Origin of the sequence: Phytohabitans aurantiacus (assembly GCF_027923225.1) — a bacterium.
In the GTDB taxonomy this organism is placed as follows: domain Bacteria; phylum Actinomycetota; class Actinomycetes; order Mycobacteriales; family Micromonosporaceae; genus Phytohabitans; species Phytohabitans aurantiacus.
This window is the reverse complement of the sequence record NZ_BSDI01000041.1, coordinates 1-24,868: the sequence shown is the minus strand read 5'-3', so window position 1 is coordinate 24,868 and position 24,868 is coordinate 1. Positions and strand designations below refer to the sequence as shown.

The 24,868-nt window shown below is 70.2% G+C and carries 23 protein-coding genes; 5 read left to right on the top strand and 18 right to left on the bottom strand.

Annotated elements, in window-relative coordinates:
• Positions 1–6: 6 nt before the first annotated feature.
• Genes QMG73_RS32180 through yczR form a run of 3 tightly spaced genes read right to left on the bottom strand, consistent with a single transcriptional unit; the run spans position 7 to position 3,249 of the window.
• Complete coding sequence (locus QMG73_RS32180; RefSeq protein ID WP_281901987.1) at positions 7–1,248, bottom strand: low temperature requirement protein A; 1,242 nt, start codon at positions 1,246–1,248, stop codon at positions 7–9.
• On the bottom strand, positions 1,238–1,795 hold the full coding sequence (locus QMG73_RS32175; protein WP_281901985.1) for a DUF1349 domain-containing protein: 558 nt from the start codon (positions 1,793–1,795) through the stop codon (positions 1,238–1,240). The genes QMG73_RS32180 and QMG73_RS32175 overlap by 11 nt, the downstream gene beginning before the upstream one ends.
• Complete coding sequence (gene yczR / locus QMG73_RS32170) at positions 1,792–3,249, bottom strand: MocR-like transcription factor YczR (protein WP_281901983.1); 1,458 nt, start codon at positions 3,247–3,249, stop codon at positions 1,792–1,794. Before yczR ends, QMG73_RS32175 begins: the two co-directional genes overlap by 4 nt.
• Positions 3,250–3,307: 58 nt before the next feature.
• Between yczR and yczE the strand changes: the two genes are divergently transcribed.
• Positions 3,308–3,919: a membrane protein YczE gene (gene yczE / locus QMG73_RS32165; RefSeq protein ID WP_281901981.1), complete on the top strand. Its 612-nt coding sequence runs from the start codon at positions 3,308–3,310 to the stop codon at positions 3,917–3,919.
• A gap of 96 nt (positions 3,920–4,015) precedes the next feature.
• Entirely contained in the window at positions 4,016–4,450 is a 435-nt protein-coding gene (locus tag QMG73_RS32160) for a hypothetical protein (protein ID WP_281901979.1), read from the top strand.
• Positions 4,451–4,461: 11 nt separating this feature from the next.
• Here QMG73_RS32160 and hisF read toward each other — a convergent pair whose 3' ends face one another.
• The 8 genes from hisF to hisD form a co-directional block, all read right to left on the bottom strand.
• A complete protein-coding gene (gene hisF, locus QMG73_RS32155) occupies positions 4,462–5,220 on the bottom strand; it encodes an imidazole glycerol phosphate synthase subunit HisF (protein ID WP_281901977.1) in 759 nt (252 codons plus the stop codon).
• 115 nt (positions 5,221–5,335) lie between these two features.
• Positions 5,336–6,055 carry a bifunctional 1-(5-phosphoribosyl)-5-((5-phosphoribosylamino)methylideneamino)imidazole-4-carboxamide isomerase/phosphoribosylanthranilate isomerase PriA gene (gene priA, locus QMG73_RS32150; protein WP_281901975.1) on the bottom strand — a complete coding sequence of 240 codons (720 nt, stop codon included), beginning with the start codon at positions 6,053–6,055 and terminating at the stop codon, positions 5,336–5,338.
• Positions 6,056–6,065: 10 nt separating this feature from the next.
• Positions 6,066–6,383, bottom strand: coding sequence for a hypothetical protein (locus QMG73_RS32145; protein ID WP_281901972.1), 318 nt, complete (start codon positions 6,381–6,383; stop codon positions 6,066–6,068).
• Positions 6,384–6,467: 84 nt separating this feature from the next.
• A complete protein-coding gene (hisH, locus tag QMG73_RS32140; RefSeq protein WP_281901971.1) occupies positions 6,468–7,076 on the bottom strand; it encodes an imidazole glycerol phosphate synthase subunit HisH in 609 nt (202 codons plus the stop codon).
• Positions 7,076–7,246 carry a hypothetical protein gene (locus QMG73_RS32135; RefSeq protein ID WP_281901969.1) on the bottom strand — a complete coding sequence of 57 codons (171 nt, stop codon included), beginning with the start codon at positions 7,244–7,246 and terminating at the stop codon, positions 7,076–7,078. Before QMG73_RS32135 ends, hisH begins: the two co-directional genes overlap by 1 nt.
• Positions 7,243–7,854: an imidazoleglycerol-phosphate dehydratase HisB gene (gene hisB / locus QMG73_RS32130; RefSeq protein ID WP_281901967.1), complete on the bottom strand. Its 612-nt coding sequence runs from the start codon at positions 7,852–7,854 to the stop codon at positions 7,243–7,245. Before hisB ends, QMG73_RS32135 begins: the two co-directional genes overlap by 4 nt.
• Positions 7,851–8,903, bottom strand: coding sequence for a histidinol-phosphate transaminase (locus tag QMG73_RS32125; protein WP_281901965.1), 1,053 nt, complete (start codon positions 8,901–8,903; stop codon positions 7,851–7,853). The genes hisB and QMG73_RS32125 overlap by 4 nt, the downstream gene beginning before the upstream one ends.
• Entirely contained in the window at positions 8,900–10,189 is a 1,290-nt protein-coding gene (hisD, locus tag QMG73_RS32120) for a histidinol dehydrogenase (RefSeq protein WP_281901963.1), read from the bottom strand. The genes QMG73_RS32125 and hisD overlap by 4 nt, the downstream gene beginning before the upstream one ends.
• Positions 10,190–10,275: 86 nt before the next feature.
• Between hisD and QMG73_RS32115 the strand changes: the two genes are divergently transcribed.
• Complete coding sequence (locus QMG73_RS32115) at positions 10,276–10,974, top strand: LON peptidase substrate-binding domain-containing protein (protein ID WP_281901961.1); 699 nt, start codon at positions 10,276–10,278, stop codon at positions 10,972–10,974.
• On the opposite strand, the gene QMG73_RS32110 is transcribed toward QMG73_RS32115, so the two are convergent.
• Together QMG73_RS32110 and dnaE are read right to left on the bottom strand one after the other, a co-directional pair.
• The gene (locus QMG73_RS32110) at positions 10,889–11,695 is read right to left on the bottom strand and encodes a DUF2567 domain-containing protein (protein ID WP_281901959.1); all 807 of its coding nucleotides are present in this window, start codon (positions 11,693–11,695) and stop codon (positions 10,889–10,891) included. The genes QMG73_RS32115 and QMG73_RS32110 overlap by 86 nt on opposite strands.
• 881 nt (positions 11,696–12,576) lie before the next feature.
• Positions 12,577–16,131 carry a DNA polymerase III subunit alpha gene (dnaE, locus tag QMG73_RS32105; RefSeq protein WP_281901957.1) on the bottom strand — a complete coding sequence of 1,185 codons (3,555 nt, stop codon included), beginning with the start codon at positions 16,129–16,131 and terminating at the stop codon, positions 12,577–12,579.
• Positions 16,132–16,402: 271 nt separating this feature from the next.
• On the opposite strand from dnaE, the gene QMG73_RS32100 reads away from it, so the two are divergent.
• Entirely contained in the window at positions 16,403–18,172 is a 1,770-nt protein-coding gene (locus QMG73_RS32100) for a hypothetical protein (RefSeq protein WP_281901955.1), read from the top strand.
• 280 nt (positions 18,173–18,452) lie between these two features.
• On the opposite strand, the gene QMG73_RS32095 is transcribed toward QMG73_RS32100, so the two are convergent.
• From QMG73_RS32095 to QMG73_RS32075, 5 genes are all read right to left on the bottom strand, one after another.
• Positions 18,453–19,730 (bottom strand): AAA family ATPase, encoded by a 1,278-nt coding sequence (locus QMG73_RS32095; protein ID WP_281901953.1) that lies wholly within the window; start codon positions 19,728–19,730, stop codon positions 18,453–18,455.
• Between the two features lie 201 nt (positions 19,731–19,931).
• Complete coding sequence (locus tag QMG73_RS32090) at positions 19,932–20,906, bottom strand: hypothetical protein (RefSeq protein WP_281901951.1); 975 nt, start codon at positions 20,904–20,906, stop codon at positions 19,932–19,934.
• A gap of 24 nt (positions 20,907–20,930) precedes the next feature.
• Complete coding sequence (locus QMG73_RS32085) at positions 20,931–21,860, bottom strand: RluA family pseudouridine synthase (RefSeq protein WP_281901948.1); 930 nt, start codon at positions 21,858–21,860, stop codon at positions 20,931–20,933.
• Positions 21,857–22,465: a signal peptidase II gene (gene lspA, locus QMG73_RS32080; RefSeq protein ID WP_407676887.1), complete on the bottom strand. Its 609-nt coding sequence runs from the start codon at positions 22,463–22,465 to the stop codon at positions 21,857–21,859. The genes QMG73_RS32085 and lspA overlap by 4 nt, the downstream gene beginning before the upstream one ends.
• Positions 22,429–22,851, bottom strand: a complete 423-nt coding sequence (locus QMG73_RS32075; protein ID WP_281901945.1) for a TraR/DksA family transcriptional regulator — start codon at positions 22,849–22,851, stop codon at positions 22,429–22,431. Before QMG73_RS32075 ends, lspA begins: the two co-directional genes overlap by 37 nt.
• On the opposite strand from QMG73_RS32075, the gene QMG73_RS32070 reads away from it, so the two are divergent.
• Positions 22,832–24,085 (top strand): hypothetical protein, encoded by a 1,254-nt coding sequence (locus tag QMG73_RS32070; protein ID WP_281901943.1) that lies wholly within the window; start codon positions 22,832–22,834, stop codon positions 24,083–24,085. The genes QMG73_RS32075 and QMG73_RS32070 overlap by 20 nt on opposite strands.
• The last annotated feature ends 783 nt before the right edge of the window (positions 24,086–24,868 follow it).

Below are 24,868 nucleotides of genomic sequence, written 5' to 3'. Positions count from 1 at the left end.
CCAGAGTCAGTGGGAAGCCGCCGCGGAGGCACGGACCTCCCGGCGGCTTTCCGCGTACAGGACGGTCTCGACGAGCACGAGGACCACGCACACGACGGCGAGCATCGCCAGGGCCACCAGCGCCGGCACCCGATCGGCCACCGGCAGGAGAACCACCAGCAGCGCCACCGCCGCCGGCCGGGTCCACCCGACGTGCCCGAGCGTGCGCAGCTTGAAGCCCAAGTGACCGAGCAGGTAGATGATCACGCCGCCGTAGAGCGCGAACAGGCCCACCCCGTGCAGCGGGTCGGACAGCTCGTGGTGCCCGGTGTCGCCGACGTACTCGAACACCTTCTTCAAGCCGAGCGACATCACGATGATGCCGGCCACGAGCGGCAGGTGCAGGTAGGTGTATCCGTCCCGGCCGAGCCCGGCCCGCGCCGAGCCGTCGACCCGGGCCAGCGCGTGCTCGGCCATGAGCGCGGTCATGTCGAAGTACGCCCACCAGAGCGCACCGGCGATGGCTACTCCGAACACCGATCCCAGAATGATCGGCCAGGAGATCGGCAGGGCGGTCACGCCGACGCCAATGGACACAATGGACTCGCCGAGCGCGACAATGACGATCAGCGCGTGCCGCTCGGCCCAGTGCGCGGCCGAGTTGATGCGCCACGCCTTGACACCGCCCAGCAGCACGAGGCTGTAGTCGAGAGCCAGCGCGAGCGCCCACAACGCGGTGCGCGTGGCGACGTCGTCGATGGCGGCGGCGGCGAAAAGCGGCGTCGCGCCGGCGATCAGCGGCAACAGCGACGTGGTCAGCAGTTGCCGGCGCAGTGCCGGGTTGCCGGTGGCTGCCTGCCAGTACACGAGGAAATGCAGGAGGCGGACGGCCAGATAGCAGGCCGCGAAGACCAGCGGCGCGGGCAGGCCGCCCGGAAGGTCTTCGAATGCCTCGGGAATCGTCAGCGCGACGACGAACATCACGGCCATCACGGCGAAGAGCGCGAGCTTCGTGAAGCCTTCATCGGCGCGGACGCTGTTGCCCAGCCACGCGAAGCAACACCAGCACCACCACAGCAGCGCCAGCACCAGCAGGCCACGGCCCACGCCGTCCCAGGTCGCTTTGCCGTCACCCGCCATCAGCTCGGTGACCTGGGTCAGCGCGAAGACGAACACCAAGTCGAAGAAGAGCTCCAGGGGCGTGACCCGCGCGCCCTCGGTGACCGGCAGCATGCGCGCCGCCGATCTGATCCTGCCGTTACTCGCCACTCCGCAAGTCTGCCAGCCGCTCCGCGATGAAGGTGACCTGGTCGAACGAGACCGTGCACCCATCACCCATCGGCGCCTGCGCGAGCAGCCCGACAAGCACCGGCTCGTCGGTCTCCGCCAGCGCGAAGTGCCGCACGAAGTGCCAGTACTTGCCGTCGGTGCTGGCGTGGAAGGCCCAGTTCGGGCCGAGGCGAGACACGCGCAGCCACAGTGGACCGTCGGCCGGCGCGGTGAATCCGTTGGCGTCGTCGGAGTATCCGCGGGTGACGACGGAAACCGCCATCGCCTCACGCTGCGGCGAGTACTCGAAGCAGAGCTTGCCCCAGTTACGCTCGCCGGTCCACACAAGCAGCGCGCCGGCGTCGTATGTGCCGTTGAAACCGACCCGCACCCGTGCGGAGAACTGGAACGGCCCGTCCGGCACCGTGCCGAGCACGCGCTCGGCGTTGAGCGTTGGCTCAGCGCGACCCGGGTCGATGAAGAGGTCGGTGCGCGCCGGCGCCGTGAGGTCGAGCCGCTCCGGCAGCTCCGTGATGGTGATTGTCATGCGAACACCGCCGGTTCTCTCCACTGTGGACGTGTTGTGCGGTCGAGGTCGTAGCGGACCGCCGCGAGCCGCTTGACGGCGTCGACGAGTTCGGCGGCCGGCAGCGTGAACGGCAGGCGCAGGAAGCGTTCCAGCGTGCCGTCGACGCCGAAGCGCGGGCCGGGCGCCAACCGCACACCGACCTCCTCGGCCGCGCGCGCGAGCGCGCTGGAGATGGGCCCGTCCAGCTCGGCCCACAGCGTCACGCCGCCGGACGGCAGCGTGAAGCGCCACTCCGGCAGGGCTTCGCGTAGCGCGGCCGCGAGGGCGTCGCGCTGCTCCGCGAGCTGCACCCGCCGCGCCGGGACGATGGCGTTCGCGCCCGCCAGCAGGTGCACCGCGACGAGCTGGTCGAGCACCGGGCTCGCCATGTCGACACCCACCCGCAGGGCGGCCAGCCGCTGCACGAACGGCGCCGACCCGCGCACCCAGCCGATCCGCATCCCGCCCCAGTAAGGCTTGCTCATCCCGCCGATGCAGACCACCCGCGAGTGCCGGTCGAAAACGGCGGTGGGCGGGGGCATCCCGGTGCCGTCGAGCGCGAGGTCTACAAAGGACTCGTCGACCACCAGGTCGGTGCCGCTCGCGTGCGCGGTGGCTACGACCCGCTCGCGCAGCTCGGCCGGCATGAGGTGCCCGGTGGGATTCTGGAACTCGGGAATCAGGTACGCCAGGCGCGGTCTCGTCTGCCGGATGGCATCGAGGAGCAGGTCGGTGTCCCAGCCCTCGCCGAGCGCGTCCAGGCCGTGCGTGGCGATCCGCGCCCGCCGCGCGGACAGGGCGGCCAGCGCGTTCGGATAGGTGGGTGACTCCACGAGTACGCCGGCGCCGGCCGGCACGGTCAGCCGCAGTACGAGGTCGAGTGCGTGCTGCGTGCCGTTGGTGACCATGATCTGCTCGGGCGAGGTGGTCAGCCCGCGCTCGGTGTACTCCCGCGCGATCGCCTCCCGCAGCTCCACGATGCCGGTCGGGTGGTAGCCGGCACCGTCGAGGTATCGCGGCAGGTCTTCGGCGGCGGCGCGCGCGGCGGGGAGCAGCTCGGCCGGCGCGGCGAGGGCCGCACAGCCGAGGTCGATCATGTCCATGTCGTCGAGCGGGGTCCACAGCCCCGAACTGGCCACCCGGTGGCCGCGCGGCAGCGTGGTCCAGCTGCCGGCGCCGCGGCGGCTGGTCAGGTGACCAGACTCACGCAGCTCCCGGTAGGCGGCGGTGACCGTGGTGCGGCTCACCTTCAACGCCTCGGCCAGCTCCCGCTCGGCCGGCAGCCGTACGCCCAGCGGCAGCCGCCCGTCGGCCAGCAGCCCGCGTACCGAACCGGCGAGCGCGGCGTAGTCAGGACTGCGCCGGCGCCCGGGCAGCGCGTGCCAGTGCCCGAGCAAGCGGGCCAGTTGACTCCCCCGGACCGTGCTCGTCATGCCACCCCTCCCTGATTGGCCCTTTCCAACATCTTAATTGGCCTTCAGGGTGGCACGTATGATCATCCCGAGCAAGACCAATCTCCGGCGGTACGGGCAGCTCCTCGGCGGCCTCCTGCTGTACGGCCTCAGCATGGCGCTGATGGTCGAGTCGTCGCTCGGGCTCGACCCGTGGGACGTCTTCCACCAGGGCGTCGCCGAGGTCACCGGACTGAGGTTCGGCTCGGTCGTGATCATCACCGGGGCGGCGGTGCTGCTGCTCTGGATACCGCTGCGGCAGCGGCCCGGCGTCGGCACCATCGCGAACGTCATCGTGATCGGCCTCACGGTCGACGGCGCGCTCGCACTCCTACCCGCCGCACAGGGCCTACCGGCGCGGGTGGCGTTCCTGATCGCCGGCATCCTCCTCAACGGCGTCGCCACCGGCCTCTACATCGGGGCGCGCCTCGGGCCGGGCCCCCGCGACGGACTCATGACCGGATGGGTGGCATTGAAACCCGGCCGGTCAATCCGCCGCACCCGTACGGTCATCGAGGTGGCCGTACTCGCCATCGGCTGGCTCCTTGGTGGCACCGTGGGTATCGGCACGGTCGCGTACGCGGTAACCATCGGCCCGCTGGCGCACGCGTTCATACCGCTGTTCACCGTGCCCGCCCCTGAGTATGTCTAACGTGGACGATGCCCCGACAGTTCAAGAAAACTGAGCGATGCTCAGCAGATCACATCCGCCTTCCTTGAACCGGTTCCGCCAAGGCATCATGGCGCCATGGCGGATGCCGGTTGGGAGTGGAGCGACGCGTGGGTCTTCGTGTCCGTGGTCATCGGGGGTGGGTCGGGGCGACACCTGAGAGCGGCCAACACCCGCAGACCCGAAGGCGTGGCGCTCGCCGACCTGCTCGCCACGGCTGCCCACCTCAACGACACCATCCCCACGCGTGACGACGTCGAGGTCGCGATCCACCGGCTTTCCGGCGCCGGCCTCGTCACGGTGGCCGACGGCTTCTTCGGCCTCACCCAGATGGGTGAACGCCTGTGGCGCGGCCGCCCCCGCACGGGGCTCGCCACGGCGGTCGACACCATCCAGGGCGTCCTCAACCGCTCGATCCGTCCCGGCCCCCCGGCCAGCACCACCTGGACCCTCGGCGAAGACGACTACGCCGCGGCCGTACGCGAATACACCGTCCGCTATCTAGCTCCCTGACGACTGGCGCCTTAGCGGACGGGGTGGCCGGCCTCCCGCAACGTTGCCTTGACGTCGCCGATGGTCAGCTCGCCGAAGTGGAAGACGCTCGCGGCCAGCACCGCGTCGGCTCCCGCCTCCACCGCCGGCGGGAAGTCGTCACGCTTCCCCGCACCGCCACTCGCGATGACCGGGATGTCGACAGCGGCGCGTACCAGCCGGATCAGCTCCAGGTCGAACCCGGCCTTGGTGCCGTCGGCGTCCATCGAGTTGAGCAGGATCTCGCCCGCACCCAGCTCGGCGCCGCGCCTGGCCCACTCGACCGCGTCGAGCCCCGCGCCACGGCGACCGCCGTGCGTGGTGACCTCGAAGCCGCTCGGCATCGGCCCGCGCCGCACGTCCAGCGACAGTACGAGCACCTGGTTGCCGAACCGGTCGGCGATCTCCGAGATGAGCGAAGGCCGGGCGATGGCGGCCGTGTTGACGCCCACCTTGTCGGCACCCGCCCGCAGCAACACGTCGACGTTGGAGACCGACCGCACGCCCCCGCCAACGGTCAGCGGGATGAACACCGACTCGGCGGTGCGGCGTACGACGTCGAGCATCGTGCCGCGGTCGTCTGACGAGGCGGTCACGTCGAGGAAGGTCAGCTCGTCGGCACCGGCCGCGTCGTACGCCGCCGCCAGCTCGACCGGGTCACCGGCGTCTCGCAGGTCAAGGAAGTTGACGCCCTTGACCACCCTGCCGGCGTCGACGTCGAGGCAGGGAATCACGCGCACCGCGACACTCACTGTGCCTCCTGTTCGCTCGGTCGGGCGGCGCTGAAGGCGACGCCTTCCCTCACGCCGCGCACCGACTGCGTCGGCGCGTCGCTCAGTCCAGGCGCCGCCGCGCCACCTCCCTCGCTCACCGCACGACCTCCAGCGCCTCCGCGACGGTGAACGCGCCCGCGTACAGCGCCTTGCCCACGATGACGCCCTCGACGCCCTCCGACGCCAGGCCGGACAGCGCCCGGAGGTCGTCGAGCGTGGAGACGCCGCCGCTCGCGATGACCGGCTTGGCGGTACGCCCGCACACCTCGCGCAGCAGGTCGAGGTTGGGGCCGGTGAGGGTGCCGTCGCGGTGCACGTCGGTCACCACGTACCGCTGGCAGCCGGCCTTCTCCAGCCGCTCCAGCACCTCGAAGAGGTCGCCGCCGTCGCGGGTCCAGCCGCGCGCGGACAGCGTGTGGCCGCGCACGTCGAGCCCGATGGCCACCCGGTCGCCGTACTCGCCCACGACCCGGTCGCACCACTCGGGGTCTTCGAGGGCGGCGGTGCCGATGTTGACGCGGGCCGCCCCGGTCGCGAGCGCGCGCTCCAGGGACTCGTCGTCGCGGATGCCGCCCGAGAGCTCCACGGCCACGTCGAGCCGGCCGACCACGTCAGCGAGCTGCGCGGCGTTGGAACCCCGGCCGAACGCCGCGTCGAGGTCCACGAGATGCACCCACGAGGCACCGTCCCGCTGCCAGGCGAGCGCGGCGTCGAGCGGGTCGCCGTACACGGTCTCGCTGCCGGCGGCGCCCTGGACGAGGCGGACCGCCTGGCCGCTCGCGACGTCGACGGCGGGAAGGAGGACGAGGCTCACGAAACAACTCCTAAGTGCGGCGGCCGAACGCGATCACCACGACGGCCGGGAGGACGAGCACGAGCAGCGCGATCAGCGCCACCCGCAGAGCGATCGGGTCGACGAACACCCAGACGACCGTCAGCAGCACGATGCACAGGGCCACGATGCCGGCGCGTTCGGTGCGGCTGCGGCGGGCGAACAGGCGGCCGGTGCGGGGGCGCCGGGGCAGCTTCGGCTTGAGCCGGCGCAGCCGCGCGCGCCGCTCCCGGCGCCGGGTCGCGACGGCCCGCTCGCGCGCCGCCTCCGCCTCACGCAGGGCCCGGCGCTTCGCCCGCTCCTTAGACACCGCGCGCACCCCGTCCGTGATCACTGCGTCGTTCAAGTCGTAAGGACGCCTTGAATGACGCAATGATCACAGCGGATGGGGGCGTCACAGGGAGGTCACCCAGTTGCGCAGGAGGGCCGCGCCGGCGTCGCCGGACTTCTCCGGGTGGAACTGCGTCGCGGACAGGGGTCCGCGCTCGACCGCGGCCACGAAGGGGGCTTCCTCATGGGTACAGGTCGTCACGCCGGGACCGGCACCGAAGGCGGCATACGAGTGGACGAAGTAGAACCGCGTGCCCTCCGGGAGCCCCGCGAAGAGCACCGAGTCGTCGACAGCCCGAACCTCGTTCCAGCCCATGTGCGGCACGCGCTCGGCGGGCAGCCGGGTCACGCCGCCCGGCAGCAGGCCCAGCCCTTTCGTGACGACGCCATGCTCCTCGCCGTACTCGAAAAGGATCTGCATGCCGACGCAGATGCCGAGCACAGGGCGACCGGCGGCGACCCTCTCGGCGATGGTCGGACCGGCCTCGAGCGCTTCGACGCCGGCCATGCAGGCGGCGAACGCGCCGACGCCCGGCACGACGAGCCCGTCAGCGTCGGCGGCGGCCGACAGGTCAGGGGTGACCGTGACGTCGCCGCCGGCCCGGGCCAGCGCGCGCTCGGCGGAGCGCAGGTTGCCGGAGCCGTAGTCGAGTATCACCACGCGCGGCGCCATCAGCCGTCTCCCGGGATGAGCCAGAGGACTCCGCCCGCGACGGCCAGCGCGGCGAGCACACCGACGAAGCCGACCGCCCCCTTCGCGGCGCCCTGGCGGTGCATCGACCAGGCCCCGCCGACCAGTACGCCGGCGAGGGCGAACAGCACGACGGGCAGCGCGCTGCTCATATGACGCCCTTGGTGCTCGGGATCGCGCCCGCCGCACGCGGGTCGATCGACACGGCCTCGCGCAGCGCCCGCGCCACCGCCTTGAACTGGCCCTCGACCACGTGGTGCGCGTCGGGGTGACCGCCAGGGCGGGCGGCGCGCAGCACCGTCACGTGCAGCGTGATCTTGGCCGACTGGCCGAACGACTCCCAGATGTGGCGGGTCATGCTCGTCGGGTAGACCGGCCCGATGTAGGGGGCCAGGGCGGGCTCGTCGTGCACCACGTACGGCCGGCCGGACAGGTCGACGGCGGCCTGCACGAGCACCTCGTCCATCGGGATGACGGCTGAGCCGTACCGCCGGATGCCCGCCTTGTCGCCGAGCGCCTCCGCGAAGGCCGACCCCAGCGCGAGCGCGGTGTCTTCCATCGTGTGATGCGCGTCGATCTCCAGGTCGCCCACCGTGTGGACGGTCAGGTCGAAGCCGCCGTGGCGGGAGATCTGGTTGAGCATGTGGTCGTAGAAACCGACGCCGGTGCTGATGTCGGCTTTGCCGCTGCCGTCGAGGTCGACCTCGACGAGCACCTTGGTCTCCTTGGTCGTCCGCTCGACGCGGGCGGTGCGACTCATGCTTGCGCCTCCAAAAAGGCATCTGTCTCGTCTGGGGTGCCGGCGGTGACTCGCAGCCAGCCGGCGAGGCCGACGTCGCGCACGAGCACACCACGGTCGAGCAGCGCGCGCCACGCGATTTTCTGGTCGCCGCCGACTTCGTACAGGACAAAGTTGGCGTCGCTGTCGGCGACCCGCCGGCCGCGCGACCGCAGCACCTCGACGATGCGGTCGCGCTGCTCCTTGATCGCCTCGACGGTCGCGAGCAGGGCTTCGCGGTGGGCGAGCGCCGCGCGGGCGGCGGCCTGCGTCAGAGCGCTCAGATGGTACGGGAGCCGGACCAGCTGCACAGCGTCGATGACCGCGGGATCGGCGGCGAGGTAGCCCAGCCGACCGCCAGCGAACCCGAACGCCTTGCTCATCGTGCGGGTCACCACGAGCCGCTGGTGCCCAGGGAGCACGCTCAGCGCGCTCGGGGTGCCCGGCCGGGCGAACTCCGCGTATGCCTCGTCGACCACCACGATGCCCGGTGCCGCGTCGAGCACGGCCGCCGCGACGGCGGGATCGAGCGCGGTGCCGGTGGGGTTGTTGGGCGAGCAGAGGAAGACAAGATCAGGGCGGTGCTTCTCGACCTGCGCCACGGCGTGCTCGACGCTGAGACCGAAGTCTTCGGCCCGGTATCCGTCGACCCAGCGAGTGCCGGTGCCGGTGGCGAGCAGCGGATGCATCGAGTACGCCGGGGTGAAGCCGAGCGCGGTGCGCCCCGGCCCGCCGAACGCCTGGAGCAGCTGCTGCTGCACCTCGTTGGAGCCGTTGGCGGCCCAGACGTTTTCCGTCTGCAGACCATGCCCGAGGTAGTCGGCCAGGTCGGCGCGCAGGGCCACGGCGTCGCGATCCGGGTACCGGTTGAGGTCGCGCAGCTCGGCCTGGAGCGCCTTGCCGATGGCCTCGACCACCGCCTCCGGTACCGGATAGGAGTTTTCGTTGGTGTTGAGCCGGACCGGCACGTCGAGCTGCGGCGCTCCGTACGGTGTCAGGCCTCGAAGGTCATCGCGAATCGGCAGGCTCACTTGAACCTCACCGAAACGGCCTCGCCGTGTGCGGGCAGGTCTTCGACGTTGGCGAGCGTGACGACGTGGCCCGCGACGTCGCGCAGCGCCGCCTCGTCGTAGTCGACGATGTGGATGCCGCGCAGGAACGACTGCACGGACAGCCCCGACGAGTGCCGGGCGCAGCCGCCGGTGGGCAGGACGTGGTTGGAACCGGCGCAGTAGTCGCCCAGCGACACCGGCGAGTACGCCCCCACGAAGATCGCGCCGGCGTTGCGCACCCGCAGCGCCCACTCGCGCGCGTTTTCCGTCTGGATCTCCAGGTGCTCCGCGGCGTACGCGTCGACCACCCGCAGCCCCGCCGCCAGGTCGTCGACCAGTACCGCGCCGGACTGCGGCCCGGTCAGCGCCTCGGTGATCCGGGCGGTGTGCTTGGTGGCGGCCACCTGCCTGGTCAGCTCGCGCTCGACCGCCTCGACGAGCGCCTCGGACGGCGTGACCAGCACGCTCGCGGCCAAGGGGTCGTGCTCGGCCTGGCTGATCAGGTCGGCGGCGACGTGCACCGGGTCGGCCGTATCGTCGGCGAGGATCGCGATCTCGGTGGGGCCCGCCTCGGCGTCGATGCCCACCACGCCGCGCAGCAGTCGCTTGGCAGCCGTCACCCAGATGTTGCCCGGCCCGGTGATCATGTCGACCGGAGCGCACTCGTCGACCCCGTAGGCGAGCATGGCGATCGCCTGGGCGCCACCGACCGCGTACACCTCGTCGACGCCGAGCAGCGCGCACGCCGCCAGCACCCGGGCGTCGGGCAGGCCGCCGTTGTCGACCTGTGGCGGACTGGACACGACCAGCGACTCGACGCCGGCCACCTGGGCGGGCACCACGTTCATGACCACGGTGGACGGGTACATCGCCAGGCCACCCGGCACGTACAGCCCGACACGCGCCACTGGCACCCAGCGCTCGGTGACCGTGCCACCCGGCACCACCTGCGTGGTCACGTCGGCGCGCCGCTGGTCGGAATGCACCTTGCGCGTCCGAGCGATCGCCTCGGTCAGCGCGGCCCGCACGTCGGCGTCCAGCGCCTCCACCGAAGCCGCGATCGCCTCGGCCGGCACCCGCAGCGCGCCCAGGGTCACCCCGTCGAACCGCTCCGTCGCCTCCCGGACCGCGGCGGCACCATGCTCGCGAACCGCCTCCACGACCGGGCGGATCTTGTCGACCGCGACGGAGACGTCGAGCTGCGCACGAGGCAGGAGGCCGCGGGGGTCAGTGGTACTGCCCCGCAGGTCGATCCGGTTCAACACGCCGCAAGTCTATGCGGCCTTTCGCTGATAGAGCCGCGCCCGTCCGGCGGGTCCAGGCAGTGAGATCGGTCCTATAGGGTTATGAAGTGGATCAGCGGTTGCCGGTGTTCCCGCTGGGGACGGTGCTCTTTCCGGGACTGGTGTTGCCGCTGCACATCTTCGAGGAGCGCTACCGCGAACTCGTGCGGCACCTCGTCTCACTACCCGATGGCACGCCCCGGGAATTCGGCGTGGTGGCGATCCGGCGCGGCTGGGAGACCCTGCCCACCGCCGGCCCGGCTTCCCCGTCTTCTGAGGACCTCAGCCTCCACGAGGTTGGGTGCACCGCCGAACTGCGCCAGGTCAACGAGCTGCCCGACGGGCGGTACGACATCGTGACGGTGGGCCGCCGCCGGTTCAGAATCATCGACGTCGACACCGACTCCACGCCGTACCTCACGGCCAACGTCGAATGGCTGCCCGAGCCCGCTGGCGAAGAGGAGATCGCCGACCTGCTGGCGCCGCGCGTCCTGTCGGTCTTTCGGCAGTACCTGAGCCTCATGCGCGCCGACCCCGACGAGGCCACCGAGCAGCTCCCCGACGACCCGACCGTGCTGTCCCACCTCGTAGCGGCCACGACCGCCCTGACGCTGGAAGACCGCCAGCGGCTCCTCGCGGCCCCCGACACGGCGACGCGGCTCCGGGCCGAGCTCCGGCTGCTCAGTCGCGAGGCGGCGCTGCTGAATCAGGTGCGGGCGGTGCCGGTGCCGCTGACGGAGCTTGCGGTGCCCCTGAGCCCCAACTGAGCCGCTGCGCCTCGTCGTCGACCGCTCCACCATCGCCCGTCCGCTGCCCACCGTCCGATCCCGCTTGCCAGCCGTCGGTCACGTGCGGCGGCAGGGCGCCGTCGATGGCTTCCGGGCCGTCGAGCTCGGGCTCCGGTCGCAGTCCCGGATACTTGGACCAGCCGGCCAGCAACGTGTACATGACCACCCCGCCGAACGCCGGAATCAACACGTCACCGCGCAGCGTCGGGATGAAGCCGTACAACCACTCGAACCCGCCCGCCCGCAGATCCGGCGGCCGGCTCAACGCCTGACCAACCTGCGCGGCCGCCACCACCTGATCGAAGTCGTTGAGCGCGAGCTTGCTCCCCAGCCACCATGCCACCAACCCGGCCCCCACCGTGCCGACCGCGATCCCCGCCATCATCGCCGGCCCCCGGTACCGCCGCAGCACCATCCACAGCACGATCGCCGCCACGACACCGAACCCGAGACCCAGCAGCGTGAACCACCCGTCAGCCGCGACAAACTCCTCCGGCTGCGGATCCACCAGCCGCGCCCCCTCGGCCGTCTTCACCATGGGCACACCCGGCGCGACTGCCTTCCACAGCAAGCCGAGCGGCGCACCCAACACGGCAAGCACCACCGCGACCAGGGCCGCGACGCCCAGTACCCGCAGCAGACGCGGCCGCGCCGGCGCCGTACGAAAATCGAGTCCTGGCTCGTGCAGCTCCTCGGTCACGCCCCGATCCTCTCAGCCTCCCGCACTCCCACCCACCCGGGTGCCCCACCCTCCTCTCCTCCGATCGCCCCTTTCAGCCCCACCGCGTCGCCGGCCACATCCCGCCACCCGGGCCACAGCCAGATCTTGGAGCTCTACCGTCGCCCCTGGCGACGGTAGAGCTCCAAGATCTACACACGGACGCCGTCACGTTGCCGCAACATCCCCGAAAACGCGGCCTCCGGAAGGCAGCGACGCCGCAAAATCCCCGAACATGTCCCCTCCACCCACCGCCGCAAGACCGACCCGCCTGGACAGCACCCACCGGCACGGCGGCGCCGCGCCAGCCAAAGTCCGCAGGCCAGGAAAACGGACCAAGCCACGCCGATCAAGGGCATTCGCATCGATCAAGAAGCCCTGCCCTGCGGGCCGCCCGCCGGTGACGGCGTGTCGCCACGCCCAGCACGCCGATCAAGGGCGAATGCACGCGGTTTGATCTCAAACCGCGTGCATTCGCCCTTGATCGATGCGACTGCCCTTGATCGGCGCGCAGGGGCGCGGCGACACACCGCCGCCAACCCCCTCAAACCCCGACGACCAGCCCCGGCCACGACGGCGCGCCGCCTCACCCACCCGGCTCCCTACCCACACATCGGGGCGAAGAGCCGTGCATTGCCCTTGATCGACGGAAAAGGTGCCGGTCGCGCCCCCGCCGCGCAAGCGCCACAGACGCCCGGACCACCGTGCACCCTCGCGCAACGGCAAGAACCAGGCCGCGCCCACCGCGCAGCCGCAACAGACGCCCGGACCGCCACGCACCACCACGCAACGGAAAGGCCGGCCGCCGCGGCGGCGCTGGAAGCGCACCCGCCGCGTGCAAAAGCGCGGCGGGGCGGTGCGCGTTAGCTGGCTAAGGCGTTGGGGCCTAGGAGGGCCTTGAGGTCGGCCATCAGGGCCGTCGTCGGGGCGACCCGGGTCGGGCCGAGGCGCAGGAGCGTCGAACGGGAGCCGTTGACCAGTTTGACGTGGACCTCGGCGCTGCCCGGATGGCTGGTCAGGACCTCGCGCAACCGCTCCACCAGCGGCGGCGTGCAGCGTGACGGGGGCAAGGCCAGCACGATGGGCTTGACCTCGTCGGCGGCGGTGATCTCGGGGATCGACATGTCCATCGCCATCAGCCGCGGCTGGTCGTCGCGCCGGTCGACGCGGCCCTTGACCACCACGATCGCGTCTTCGGCGATGTACTGCCCGACGACCTCGTACGTGTTGGGGAAGAAGAGCACCTCGACGGCGCCGCCCAGGTCTTCCAGCGACGCCGACGCCCACGCCCGGCCCTGCTTGGTGATGCGCCGCTGCACACCGGAGAGGATGCCGGCGAGCGTGATGACCGCGCCATCGGACACGTTGCCTTCTTCGGCGAGCGAGGCGATGGACATGTCGGCGGCGTCTCGCAGGACGTGTTCGACGCCGAGCAGCGGGTGGTCGGACACGTACAGGCCGAGCATCTCGCGCTCGAACGCGAGCAGGTCTGACTTGTCCCACTCGTCGGTCGGGATGACCGGGGTCACGACCATGCCACCGCCGCCAGCGTCGTCGCCGGCGCCGAACGCGTCACCGAACAGGTCGTACTGGCCAACGGCCTCGTTGCGCTTGATGTCGAGGAAGGAGTCGATCGCGTCGGCGTGGATGGCGAGCAGACCCTTGCGGCTGTGGCCCAGCGAGTCGAACGCCCCCGACCTGATGAGCGCGTCGACGGTCTTCTTGTTGCAGGCGACGGCGTCGACCTTGCGAAGGTAGTCGTAGAAGTCGGTGTAGGCGCCCTTTTCCTTGCGGCAGCGCCGGATGGACTCGACGACGTTGGCGCCGACATTGCGCACGGCGGCCAGCCCGAAGCGGATGTCGTTGCCGACGGCGGCGAACCGGGCGTTGGACGCGTTGACGTCGGGCGGCAGCACCTTGATGCCCATGCGCCGGCACTCGGCGAGGTAGACGGCGGACTTGTCCTTGTCGTCACCGACCGAGGTGAGCAGCGCGGCCATGTATTCGGCGGGATAGTTGGCCTTGAGGTACGCGGTCCAGTACGAGACGACGCCGTAGGCGGCGGAGTGTGCCTTGTTGAACGCGTAGTCGGAGAACGGGACCAGGATGTCCCACAGCGTCTTGATCGCCGCGTCGGAGAAGCCGTTGGCCTTCATGCCGGCGGAGAACGGCTCGAACTCCTTGTCGAGGATCTCCTTCTTCTTCTTGCCCATGGCCCGGCGCAGCAGGTCGGCGGCACCGAGCGTGTAGCCGGCGAGCTTCTGGGCGATCGCCATGACCTGCTCCTGGTAGACGATCAGCCCGTAGGTGTCGCCCAGGACGTCTTCGAGCGCCTCGGCCAGCTCAGGGTGGATCGGCACCACCGGCTTGCGCTTGTTTTTGCGGTCGGCGTAGTCGTTGTGCGCGTTGGCACCCATCGGGCCGGGCCGGTAGAGCGCGCCCACGGCGGAGATGTCTTCGAAGTTGTCGGGCGCCATCGAGCGGAGCAGTGCGCGCATCGGCCCGCCGTCGAACTGGAACACACCGAGCGTGTCGCCGCGCGCCAGCAGCTCGTAGGTGGGCTTGTCGTCGAGCGGAAGCTCTTCGAGCACCACGTCGACGCCCCGGTTGTCGCGGATCGCTTCGAGGCAGTCGTCGAGGATGGTGAGGTTGCGCAGGCCGAGGAAGTCCATCTTCAGCAGGCCGATGTTTTCGCAGGCACCCATGTCCCACTGGGTGATGATCGCGCCGTCCTGCTCGCGCTTCTGGATCGGCAGCACGTCGACCAGCGGGTCGCGGGAGAGGATCACGGCCGCGGCGTGCACGCCCCACTGCCGCTTGAGCCCCTCGAGCCCCTTGGCGGTGTCGACGATCTTCTGCACTTCGGCGTCGGAGTCGTAGAGCTGCCGGAACTCGACCGCCTCGGGGTATCGCGGGTGGCTCGAATCGAAGATGCCGCCCAGCGGGATGTCTTTGCCCATCACGGCCGGCGGCATGGCCTTGGTGATCTTGTCGCCCATCGCGAACGGGTACCCGAGCACCCGCGCGGCGTCCTTGATCGCGGCCTTCGCCTTGATCGTGCCGTACGTGATGATCTGCGCGACCCGCTCCTGCCCGTACTTCTCCGTGGCGTACCGGATCATGTCGCCGCGCCGGCGCTCGTCGAAGTCCATGTCGATGTCGGGCATCGAGACGCGGTCGGGGTTGAGGAACCGCTCGAACAGCAGGCCGTGCTGCATCGGGTCGAGCTCGGTGATGCCCAGCGCGTATGCGATCAGCGCACCCGCGGCCGAACCACGGCCCGGCCCGACCCGGATGCCCTCCTTCTTGGCGTGCGCCACCAGGTCGGCGGTGACCAGGAAGTAGCCGGGGAAGCCCATCTTGAGGATGACGTCGAGCTCGTACTCCGCCTGCTGCCGCCGGTCGTCTGGCACCCCGTTGGGGAACCGGTTTTCCAGCCCGCGCAGGACCTCCTTGCGCAGGAACGACTCTTCGGTCTCCCCCGCCGGCACCGGGAACTGCGGCATCAGGTCGCGCGACGCGAACAGCGTCGAGTAGTCGCCGATCTTCTCCGCGATCTCGAGCGTGTGGTCGCAGGCGCCGGGCACCTCGGCGTCCCACAGCTTGCGCATCTCGGCGGGCGACTTGAGATAGAAGTCGCGGGCGTCGAACTTGAACCGCTTCGGGTCAGCCATCGTCGAACCGGACTGCACGCAGAGCAGCACCTCGTGCGCGTCGGCGTCCCTGTCGTACGTGTAGTGCAGGTCGTTGGTGGCGACCGGCTTGAGCCCCAGGCGCTTGCCGAGCCGGATCAGGTCTTCGCGCACCCGGGTCTCGATGCCGAGCCCGTGGTCCATCAACTCCAGGTAGAAGTTGTCGGCACCGAAGATGTCTCGAAACTCGGACGCCGAGGCGCACGCCTTCTCAAAGTCGCCGATGCGCAGCCAAGTCTGGATCTCGCCGGACGGGCAGCCCGTGGTCGCGATGATCCCCTTGGCGTACTGGTTGAGCAGCTCGCGGTCGGCGCGCGGCTTGTAGAAGTAGCCCTCCAGGCTGGCCAGCGACCCGAGCCGGAAGAGGTTGCGCAGGCCGGTGGCGTCGGCCGCGAGCATGGTCATGTGGGTGTAGGCGCCACCACCGGAGACGTCGTTTTCCCCGCCGTCGGCCCAGCGGACCCTGGTGCGGTCACGCCTGTCCGTATTGGGCGTTAAGTACATCTCGCAGCCTATGATCGGCTTGACGCCGGCGGCGGTGGCCTGCTTGTAGAAGTCGTACGCACCGAAGAGGTTGCCGTGGTCGGTCATGGCGAGGGCGGGCATCTCGAGCCGCCTGGTCTCGCTGAAAAGATCTTTGAGCCGGGCGGCACCGTCGAGCATCGAATACTCGGTGTGCACGTGCAGGTGCACGAACGAGTCAGATCCGCCCCGACGCTCAGACACCCAAGCCCCCTTCCCGTCGACGCACGCCTTACCGGTCACAGAGCCTAGCCCGGGGGTCCGACACCCGGCAGGGGCGACACGGCCTCAGGTCGTGCCAACTGGATCACGTGGCACACAGTCCACAGTGGACACGGGTGAATTGCCCGATACCGCGGACATGACCAAGCGGCTCACCCTACGGTAGGGGGAGCGACGCCATCGGGCCGTTACGTGGCTCGGGTATTCTCTGCCGCCGCGGGCTTCCGCAAACCCACGGGGCGAAGGTGGATGGATGGTAGCGGAAGATTTGGTGGGAGACACCGCGAAACCGGCAGTGGGCCGGAAACCGGAGGTAATTCCGGTCGAGCAACTGCCCGAGGACCCGCTGCCGCCGGATGAGACCTCACCAGCACCAACAGTCACAGAGGAGCCGGCGGGCCCACCCGTCAAGCGCCAGCGCTGGCGCCAGTGGCTGCGCGCGGTGTGGATACCGCTGGAGATCGTCACCGCCGTCTTCACCGCCCTGATTTTCCCCTTCTGGGCGAAAGACATCGACGTCAACCCGATGAATCGGATCGGTCAGGTAAGCGGGCTTTCCGCGCTCCAATTCCGGTTCGCCATCATCGCGGCCGGGATCGTGACGATCCTCGTCATCGCCCACAAGCTGCTCAACCCGTACTGGCGCGACGTCGTCGTGCGGATCGGCTGCGCCGCCGTCGCGGGCCTCACGACCGGCATCGTCGCGGGTGGCATCCAGGTCGCCCTCCGCGACACGCCGCTGCCGCTGTGGGCCGGCGGCGGCGACTACGTCTGGATCCTTCAATGGACCGACATGCTCATGCGGGGCGAGGACATCCCGGACCATTACGGTCCGCTGCCCTTCACCATCATCCAGTACTGGTCAGAGCGTTACGACCAGATTCCCCTGTACGCCCTCAAGGACCTGCAGATCTTCGGCACCGCCCTCTTCGGCCCGGCCGCGTATCTCGCCTGGCGGATGACTCTGCGCCCCATGTGGGCGCTCGGCATCGGCGTCATCGCGATGCTGCCGTTCATCGAGCCCGTCAAGCCGTACCCGCAGCTCACGCTCGTCATGATGATCCCGGTGCTGGTGGCGCTGCTGCGCCAGGCCCGCCGCTCGGATCGCCTGCATCCGCTGCTCGCCCTGCTCTACGGCGCCGGGTTCGGCGCGATCCTGGCGCTGCAGTTCCAGTTCTATACCGGCTGGTTCGTCTGGTGCGCGCCCGGCGTGGTGCTCGCCTTCCTGATCGTCACCCCGTGGCGGCGCGGCTGGGTCAAGGCGTTGCTGCTCGCCGGCAGCGCGCTGCTCATCTTCCTGCGCATCACGTGGGGCACGATCATGGGCCTCTTCTCGCCCACCGGCGCCACCAGCGACAACTACTTCTACTTCGACACCAACACCGAGCCCACGTACTTCGCGATGTGGCGCAACGACCGGCCCGGCGCCGAGTCGTTGCTGTGGCCGCCCACGGGTGAGCTCGGCGGGGTCGGCGTGTTCACGCTGCTGCTCGCGCTCGGCATCGGCGCGGCGCTCTGGTTCGGCTGGCGGCGCAGCGCGGTGATCTCGCTCGGCTGCTTCGCGGCCGGTGCCTGGATCCTGCGCATGTGGCTGGCCAGCGAGCAGTGGGAAACCATGACCGTCCGGCTGTACCCGCGCACGACCGCCGTGCTGCTGTACTGCACGTTGCTGCTGACCGGGTTCGCGGTGCTGTACGGCGTCAAGGCGGTGCGCCGGATGATGGCGCACCGGCTCGAACCGAAGTCGGCCAACGGCGGCGCCCCGGCGGGCCTCATGCTGATCCCGATCATGCTGGTGCTGGCGTCCGGCGCCTCGGCCACCGCCAACCGGTACATGCCGGACACCGAGCGCCGCGACACCGTCGGGTACATGTCGTGGATCGCCCACATGAAGCGGCTGCCAGACGGATCGTGCCCGCGTTGGGGCATCGTCTACGGCTGCCGCCCCGACCCGCGGCCGAAGGTCGAGAAGGACATCCTGCCGAAGTCGTGGCCCCCGCAGCGCCCCGTCATCAAGCGCTAGACGATCTATTCCAAGAGATGCCGGGCTACCGCGACGTCCGCGGCGCTCGAGAGCCGTTGCTCCCGCGGCCTCACCCGCCGCCGCCACACGACCCGCCCGGACGTGACAGCGAAATCCCTGATATCGCGGCTTCCGAGCGCGTCTGAGGCGACAAAATCAGGGATTTTGTCGGGATCTTGAGCGTGACTGGACGCGGAGGGCGAGGCTGCGGGAGCGACGGTCCGCGCCACGACGGGCATCGCGGTAGCTCGAATCCTGGTTTTGACCCAGATCCAATCGTCTAGCGGACGAAGGGCTCCAGCATCACTGACGCCGCCTTCAGCCACGCCTCGCGGGTCTCGGGCTGCAGCTGGGCGTACTCGATGGAGGAGCCGGCCTCCAGCGCGGGGTCGTAGGGGACGACGGCGACCGCCCTGGTCCTGCCCTCGAAGTGCCCCGCCAGGTCGTCGAGCAGCGGCGACTTGGCCGGGGTGGGGCACGAGAGCAGCGTGACCGCGTTTTCCGCCAGCTCGCCCATGCCCACCTCGTAGAGCAGGTCGAGCATCCAGTCGGCGGTGAACGCGGCGTCTTCGCGCGGCACCGTGGTGATCACCAACTGGTCGGCCGCCTGGAGCACGGTCTGCCAGTTGGCGCTCTCGACGTTGTTGCCGGTGTCGACGCAGATCACGTCGTGCGTGCGGCGCAGCAACTCCAGCACCCGCCGCACCGTGTACTGGTCGAGGCGCTGCGCGAATCGCGGGCTCTCCTCGCCGGCCAGTACGTCATAGGAGCCGTCGGAGGCGTGCCGCAAGTAGTCGTCGAGGGTGTCTTTCAGGTCGATCCCGTGCATGCCCTCGACGTCGGCGAGGTCGGCGATCAGGTGCCGGATGGTGCGCGCGTGGCGCGCGCTACCGGCGCGCAGGCCGAGCGTGCCGCGCAGCTCGTTGTCGTCCCAGGCCAGGACGCCGCGCCCGCGGACGCTGCCGACCGTCGCCGCGGCCAGCACGGTCGCGGTGGTCTTGTGGACGCCGCCCTTGGGATTGGCGAACGCGAGCACCTTCGGGTTGCCCAGGTCGCGGCGCAGCACGCCGACGGCGCGCTCCACCTCGGGGTCGGGACGGGTCTGGCGCCATTCGATGCGCGACGCGTACGGGTCGGGTGCCGGCGGGGCGTAGCCGTTGCTCGGCGACTGCGGAGGCAGGTAGCGCTCCTCTTCCAGGGCGGCGTACCGGCTGTACTCCTCGCGTTGCGGGTAGCGCCGGTCGTAGTCGTCGGGGTAGCGCGGCGCCGGATCCCGGTACTCGTCGCGGTAACGCGCGTCGGGCGGGTAGCCGTCGTCGTAGTCCTGCGGGTAGCCGCCGTAGCTCTGGCGGCCGTTTATGCCGTTGGCGCCATTTGCCCCATTTGTCCGAGAACGACCGTCGAGCGGGCTCGGCGCCCTTCGCATCATGCCCTGCTGATCGACCACGATCTCTGGGTCTTCCCCCGAACGATTGCCTAGCAGGGCACGGTCCAGCAGCGCACGCCATCGCGGCGCTGGTTCCGCAGGCCGGCCCCAGCCGGTCTCGGTGCCCTCCACGGCTCGCCCCTCCCAGCGCCATCTCGGTCCCGCATTTCTCAGCAAGGACCCCGCATGACAGGCTACGAACAAATCCTTATTGAGACCACACCATCGGCCCTACGAGAGCACGACACTCCGACCGCCACGATTCTGGACACGGGCCGCACCCACCTAAAGGTTCAACGGCCGGACGGGCCGCGAGATGCTGCCGAACGATTGTCACTCGGACGCGGGGGCCGTCGTCGGCACGTCACTCGGTGAGGGCTCCGGAGTCGCGGAGGACGGCTCGACCGACGGCGATGGCTCCGTCGACGGCTCCGGTGACGGCGCCGAAGCTGAGGGACTTTCCGCAGGCGGGGTGGGTGTTTCCGGGGCCGGCGGCCCCGAGGGCAGGGCGGTGTGGACGGGCGGGCGGACGACGTCACGCTGCTCGGGCAGCGGCGGCAGGAACACCGCTCGGTCCAGCCGACGCACCTCCGGCGCGGCGTCGACGGCCCGCACCTCCGGTCGCTCGAAAACCCGATCCAGCGCCGGCGGTGTGGCGCGAACCACAGCCGCGTACACACACGAGCAGCCGCCGCGGTACGCCTCCGCCTCAGCGATCGCGACCTCGGCACCGCTGTCGTAGACCTGGCGCAGCTCCCGCTCGCGCGCGCTGTCGCCGGTCAGCTTGCTGCTCATCTCGCGGTACTCGGTCGCCTCGGCGTTTTTGCGGTCGGCGACGATCACCATCCCCGCCGTGACGTCGTCTGGCACGCGCAACGCCGGAATGCGCACTATCTGGGTTTGAGCGCCGGGGAGCGGCACCCGCCCGAAAACCTGCGACACCGAAATCCCGCCGAGGATCGGCTTCAGCCTTTCGGGTGCCAGGTACGCCGAGAGAGTGACCAGCGCGTACGTCTCCTGGTCCGCGGCCAGCGTCGCGAGCTCGCTGCGACTCGACCGCACGTACTGCGGGATCGACTCCCCGTCGGTCACACCGACCCGCACGACATCACCCACCGTGACGTCACCGGGCGGCTCACCGCGCCCCGCCGTCCACACCGCGGTGAGCAGCACCGCGCTCACGGACAGCAGTGCGGTAGCGGTGAGTACACGCATGCGAACCCGACCGTGTGCGAGCCGTGCCAGCGCTGCCGCCAGGGGCGGCAGCAACCGGCTGTCAAGCCGGCGCAGCAAATCGCCAGCGCGCACGGCGTCGCTCCTCAGGGTGAGATGTCAGGCGGCGTCGCGCAGCTTCGTCAGCGCCCTCGCCAGGTCATCAGGGTAGTCGCTGACGAACTGAACCTCTTCCCCCGTACGGGGGTGCAGAAAGCTGAGCGCCCGGGCATGCAACCACTGTCTGGACAGCCCCAACCGGGCCGCGAGTGTCGGATCAGAACCGTACGTCAGGTCACCCACGCACGGGTGCCGCATGGCCGAGAAGTGGACCCGGATCTGGTGCGTACGGCCGGTCTCCAAGCGGACATCGACGAGGCTCGCGGACGGAAACGCCTCCAGCGTGTCGTAATGCGTGACGCTGGGCTTACCGCCTGACATCACCGCCCACTTCCAGTCGTGGGTCGGGTGCCGGTCGATCGGGGCGTCGATCGTGCCCCGGAGCGGGTCGAGATGCCCCTGGACCACCGCGTGGTACCGCTTCTCGACCTCGCGCTCCTTGAACGCCCGCTTCAACACGCTGTAAGCCTGGTCACTCTTCGCGACCACCATCAGCCCCGTCGTGCCGACATCGAGCCGGTGCACGACGCCCTGCCGCTCGGCCGCGCCGCTCGTCGAGATCGAATGCCCCATGCCGGCCAGGCCGCCGATGACCGTCGGCCCCGTCCACCCCGGACTCGGGTGCGCGGCCACCCCCACCGGCTTGTCGACCACCACGATGTCGTCGTCGCTGTAGACCACGCTGAGGCCGGGCACCGCTTGCGGTACGACCTCCACCGGCGCCGGCGGCGCCGGCAGCGTCACCTCGAGCCACGAGCCAGCGCTGACCTTGTCGGCCTTCGGCCGGGGCACGCCGTCCACGAGCGCGTCACCGGCCTCGACCAGCGCGGCCGCGGCAGTGCGTGACAGCCCGAAAAGGCGTGAGACGGCCTGGTCCAGGCGCAACCCATCCAAGCCATCGGGTACCGGTAACGAGCGGGTCGCGGTCACGAGGGATCCTTCTTGGATCGCACTCGCGTGCCGTCGCGCTGCCGTCCCGTCAACTCCAGCACCACCGCGAGCACGACACCGCACACCAGGGCGCTGTCAGCCAGGTTGAAGATCGGCCACACCTGGCCGTACGGGTCGAAGAGACTGACCATGTCGACCACGTGCCCCACGAAGGGGCCCGGCGCCCGAAACAGCCGGTCGACGAAGTTGCCGAGCCCGCCACCGAGTACCAGACCGAGCGCAACCGCCCACGGCAGCGACCGCAGCTTCAGCGCCATGAAGCAGATCCACGCCACGACACCGGCCATCACCAGCGGAAACACGAACGTGTAGTCGCTGCCCAAGCTGAACGCGGCACCACTGTTGCGGGTCAGCGTCAGATAGACCGCGCCGCCCAGCAGCTTCACCGGATCGCGGTTTTCAAGCGTCGCGAGCGCCCAGTGCTTGGTACCAAAATCAGCAAGGCACACGACGGCGGCCGTCGCTGCCAGGATGGTGACCGCGCGTCTGCGCGTGGTCGCCTTTGTCCCGGCCGTCGAATCGGCCGCCGTCGTCTCCGCGTCCGCAGTCAGCGCCGCTCCTCCAGTTGCTTGCAGGTCACGCACAGTGTCGCGGAGGGGAACGCGGCAAGCCGCTCCACCGGAATCGGGTTGCCACACCGCTCACACCAGCCGTAGCTGCCCTCGTCGAGCCGCTCCAGCGCCCGCTCCACCTGGCTGATCCGCTCCAGGATGCCGTTTACGAGGGAGATCTCCTGCTCGCGCTCGAGCGTCTTGGTGCCCGTGTCGGCCTGGTCGTCGCCGGCCGAGTCGGTCAGCCGCTCGCGCTGAAGCTCGGTAATCTCGCTCAGCGTCTGATCGTACTCGGTGCGAAGCTCGTCCAGCCGAGCCGCCAGCGCGGCCTTGATCTTCTCCGTCTCCGCGGCAGTGCGGGTGCCCTTTGCCGGCTTGCGGCTTGCGGCGGTGGTCTTCGTGTCGGCAGTCTTCGCCATCGTCGCTCCCTTGTCCGCGGTCTGCGCGGCGGTCGGCTGGGCCTGGGTGGCCGCGGTCGGTGTGGTGATCTCCTCAGCGCTACGAGCGGGTCTCGCCGTAACGTCCGGAGCGGCGGTGACCGTCTCTTCAGACGGTCCGGTGGCCGGGGTCGTACCGGCCGTCGTGTCATCTCGCACGTCGCTCACCGGCGACGCCGTTTTCGTCGCGCCCGACTCGGCAGCCTTGACCGCACGCTTAGCGGCGGTAAGGCTCGCGGGCGCGGCCTTCTTACTTGGTGCCGCCTTCGTCGTTGAAGCCGACCTCTTCGACGGTGCGGCCGCCTCAGCCGGAGCCTCCGGCCCGGCGGCGCCCTCCGCGCCCTTCACGCCGTTCACAGCCCCGCCAGCGTCGGCCGCTTTCGCAGCCTTCGCGGCTTTCGTAGTGGCCTTGGCGGTGCTGGCGCTCTCCGTGCCGGCCTTCTTGGCCGCCGCCTTCCCAGCCGCAGCCTCGGCCGTGCTGGCCTTTTCGGTCGCCGTCTTCCCAGCCGCGGGCTCCGCAGCGGCCTCGGCCGTGCTGGCCTCCGTGCCGGCCTTCTTGGCCGCTGTCTTTCCAGCCGCGGCCTTCGCGGTAGGCGCGGCCTTCGTCGTTTTGGCCTCCGCGGCCGGCGCGGCTTTCGTCCCCGACGGCGCCTTCGCAGGCCCGGCCTTCACGGCGGGCGCCGCCTTCCCGGCCGGTGCGGTCTCCGCGCTGGACGTCGCCGCGGACGCGCCCTTCACCGGCGCCGCCTTCGCAGCTTTCGTCCCAGACGGCGCCTTCGCAGGCGCCTTCGCGGCGGGCGCCGCCTTCTCAGGTACGGCCTTCGTCGCGGGCGCGGCCTTCGTCGTTGCCTTAGCAGCCTTGCTCGCCGCTTCGCTTGTTGCGGCCTTGCCGGTAGCGGCCCGGCTCGCCTTCACAGGGGCGGCCTTCTTGGCCGTGCCGGCCTTGGCCTTCGACCCACCGCTCGCCGCCGTAGCCGCCGTCTTCTTCGCCGTCCCGGCCTTGCTCGCAGGCGCGGCCTTCGCCGTGGACGCCTTCGCCGTGGACGCGGCCTTCGCCTTGGGCGCAGACTGCGCCCCCGCCCCAGCCTTCGCGGCAGGCGCGGCCTTTGACCCAGATGCGACCTTCGCCGCAGGCGCGCTCGTCCTAGCCGATGCGGTCTTAGCCGGAGCCGCGGACTTGCGGGCGGTCTTGGCCGCCGCCCTCGTGGGCGTCTGAGCCTTTACGTCTGACTTGCCCCGAGGCGCAGCTTTATCTGCGGACGCCGCCTTCGCCGCAGGTGCGCCTTTAGCCTTCGTGGCAGGCGCGGCCTTAGAACGAGGCACAGCCTTCGCGGCAGGCGCGGCCTTAGTACCAGACGCGGCCTTCACAGCGGGCGCCGCTTTAGCTGCCGACGCGGCCTTGCTTCCAGCAGCGGACTTTGCGCTGCTCGCAGCCTTCTTACCGGGCCCGGCCGCTTTGGCAGGCGCGGCCTTCCGGCCAGCTGGCGCCGTCGTCGCCGGCGCACTCTTCCCCCGCGACGCGGTCGCCCGCGCCCCTGCGGCGCGCTGCGTAGCAGCACCGCTCTTCGATGCCGCCTTGCGTGCGGCATTCGCCCGCTCGGCCATCGCGTCCCCCACTAGCAAAACGGGCGCGCGGCAGGACGCCGCGCACTCCGGTGGCTGGCAAGAATACGGAACGTGAAGACGTCCGACAACATGCCGCACCGCTGGTACCCAATTCAGACCACCCTAAACCCACAAACAACGCAAAACGCCCAACATCAGCAACAAACTCGACACTCCCGCACCCGAGCCCCGTGACACGCCGAACCCGCCGCCAGCATGCCGCCGTCCGCGCCGGATCTTGACGCGTAGCTTTCCCTGGCGGTCGCCGCGCGCCAGATCTTGGCGCTCCAGCGTCGTCCTGGGCGGTTTCAAGATCTGGCTGCAACACCCACGTTTCTGCAGGTAGGAGTGGGTTGTGGCAGAGAGATTGTCCGCGTTGGAGCGGGAACGGATC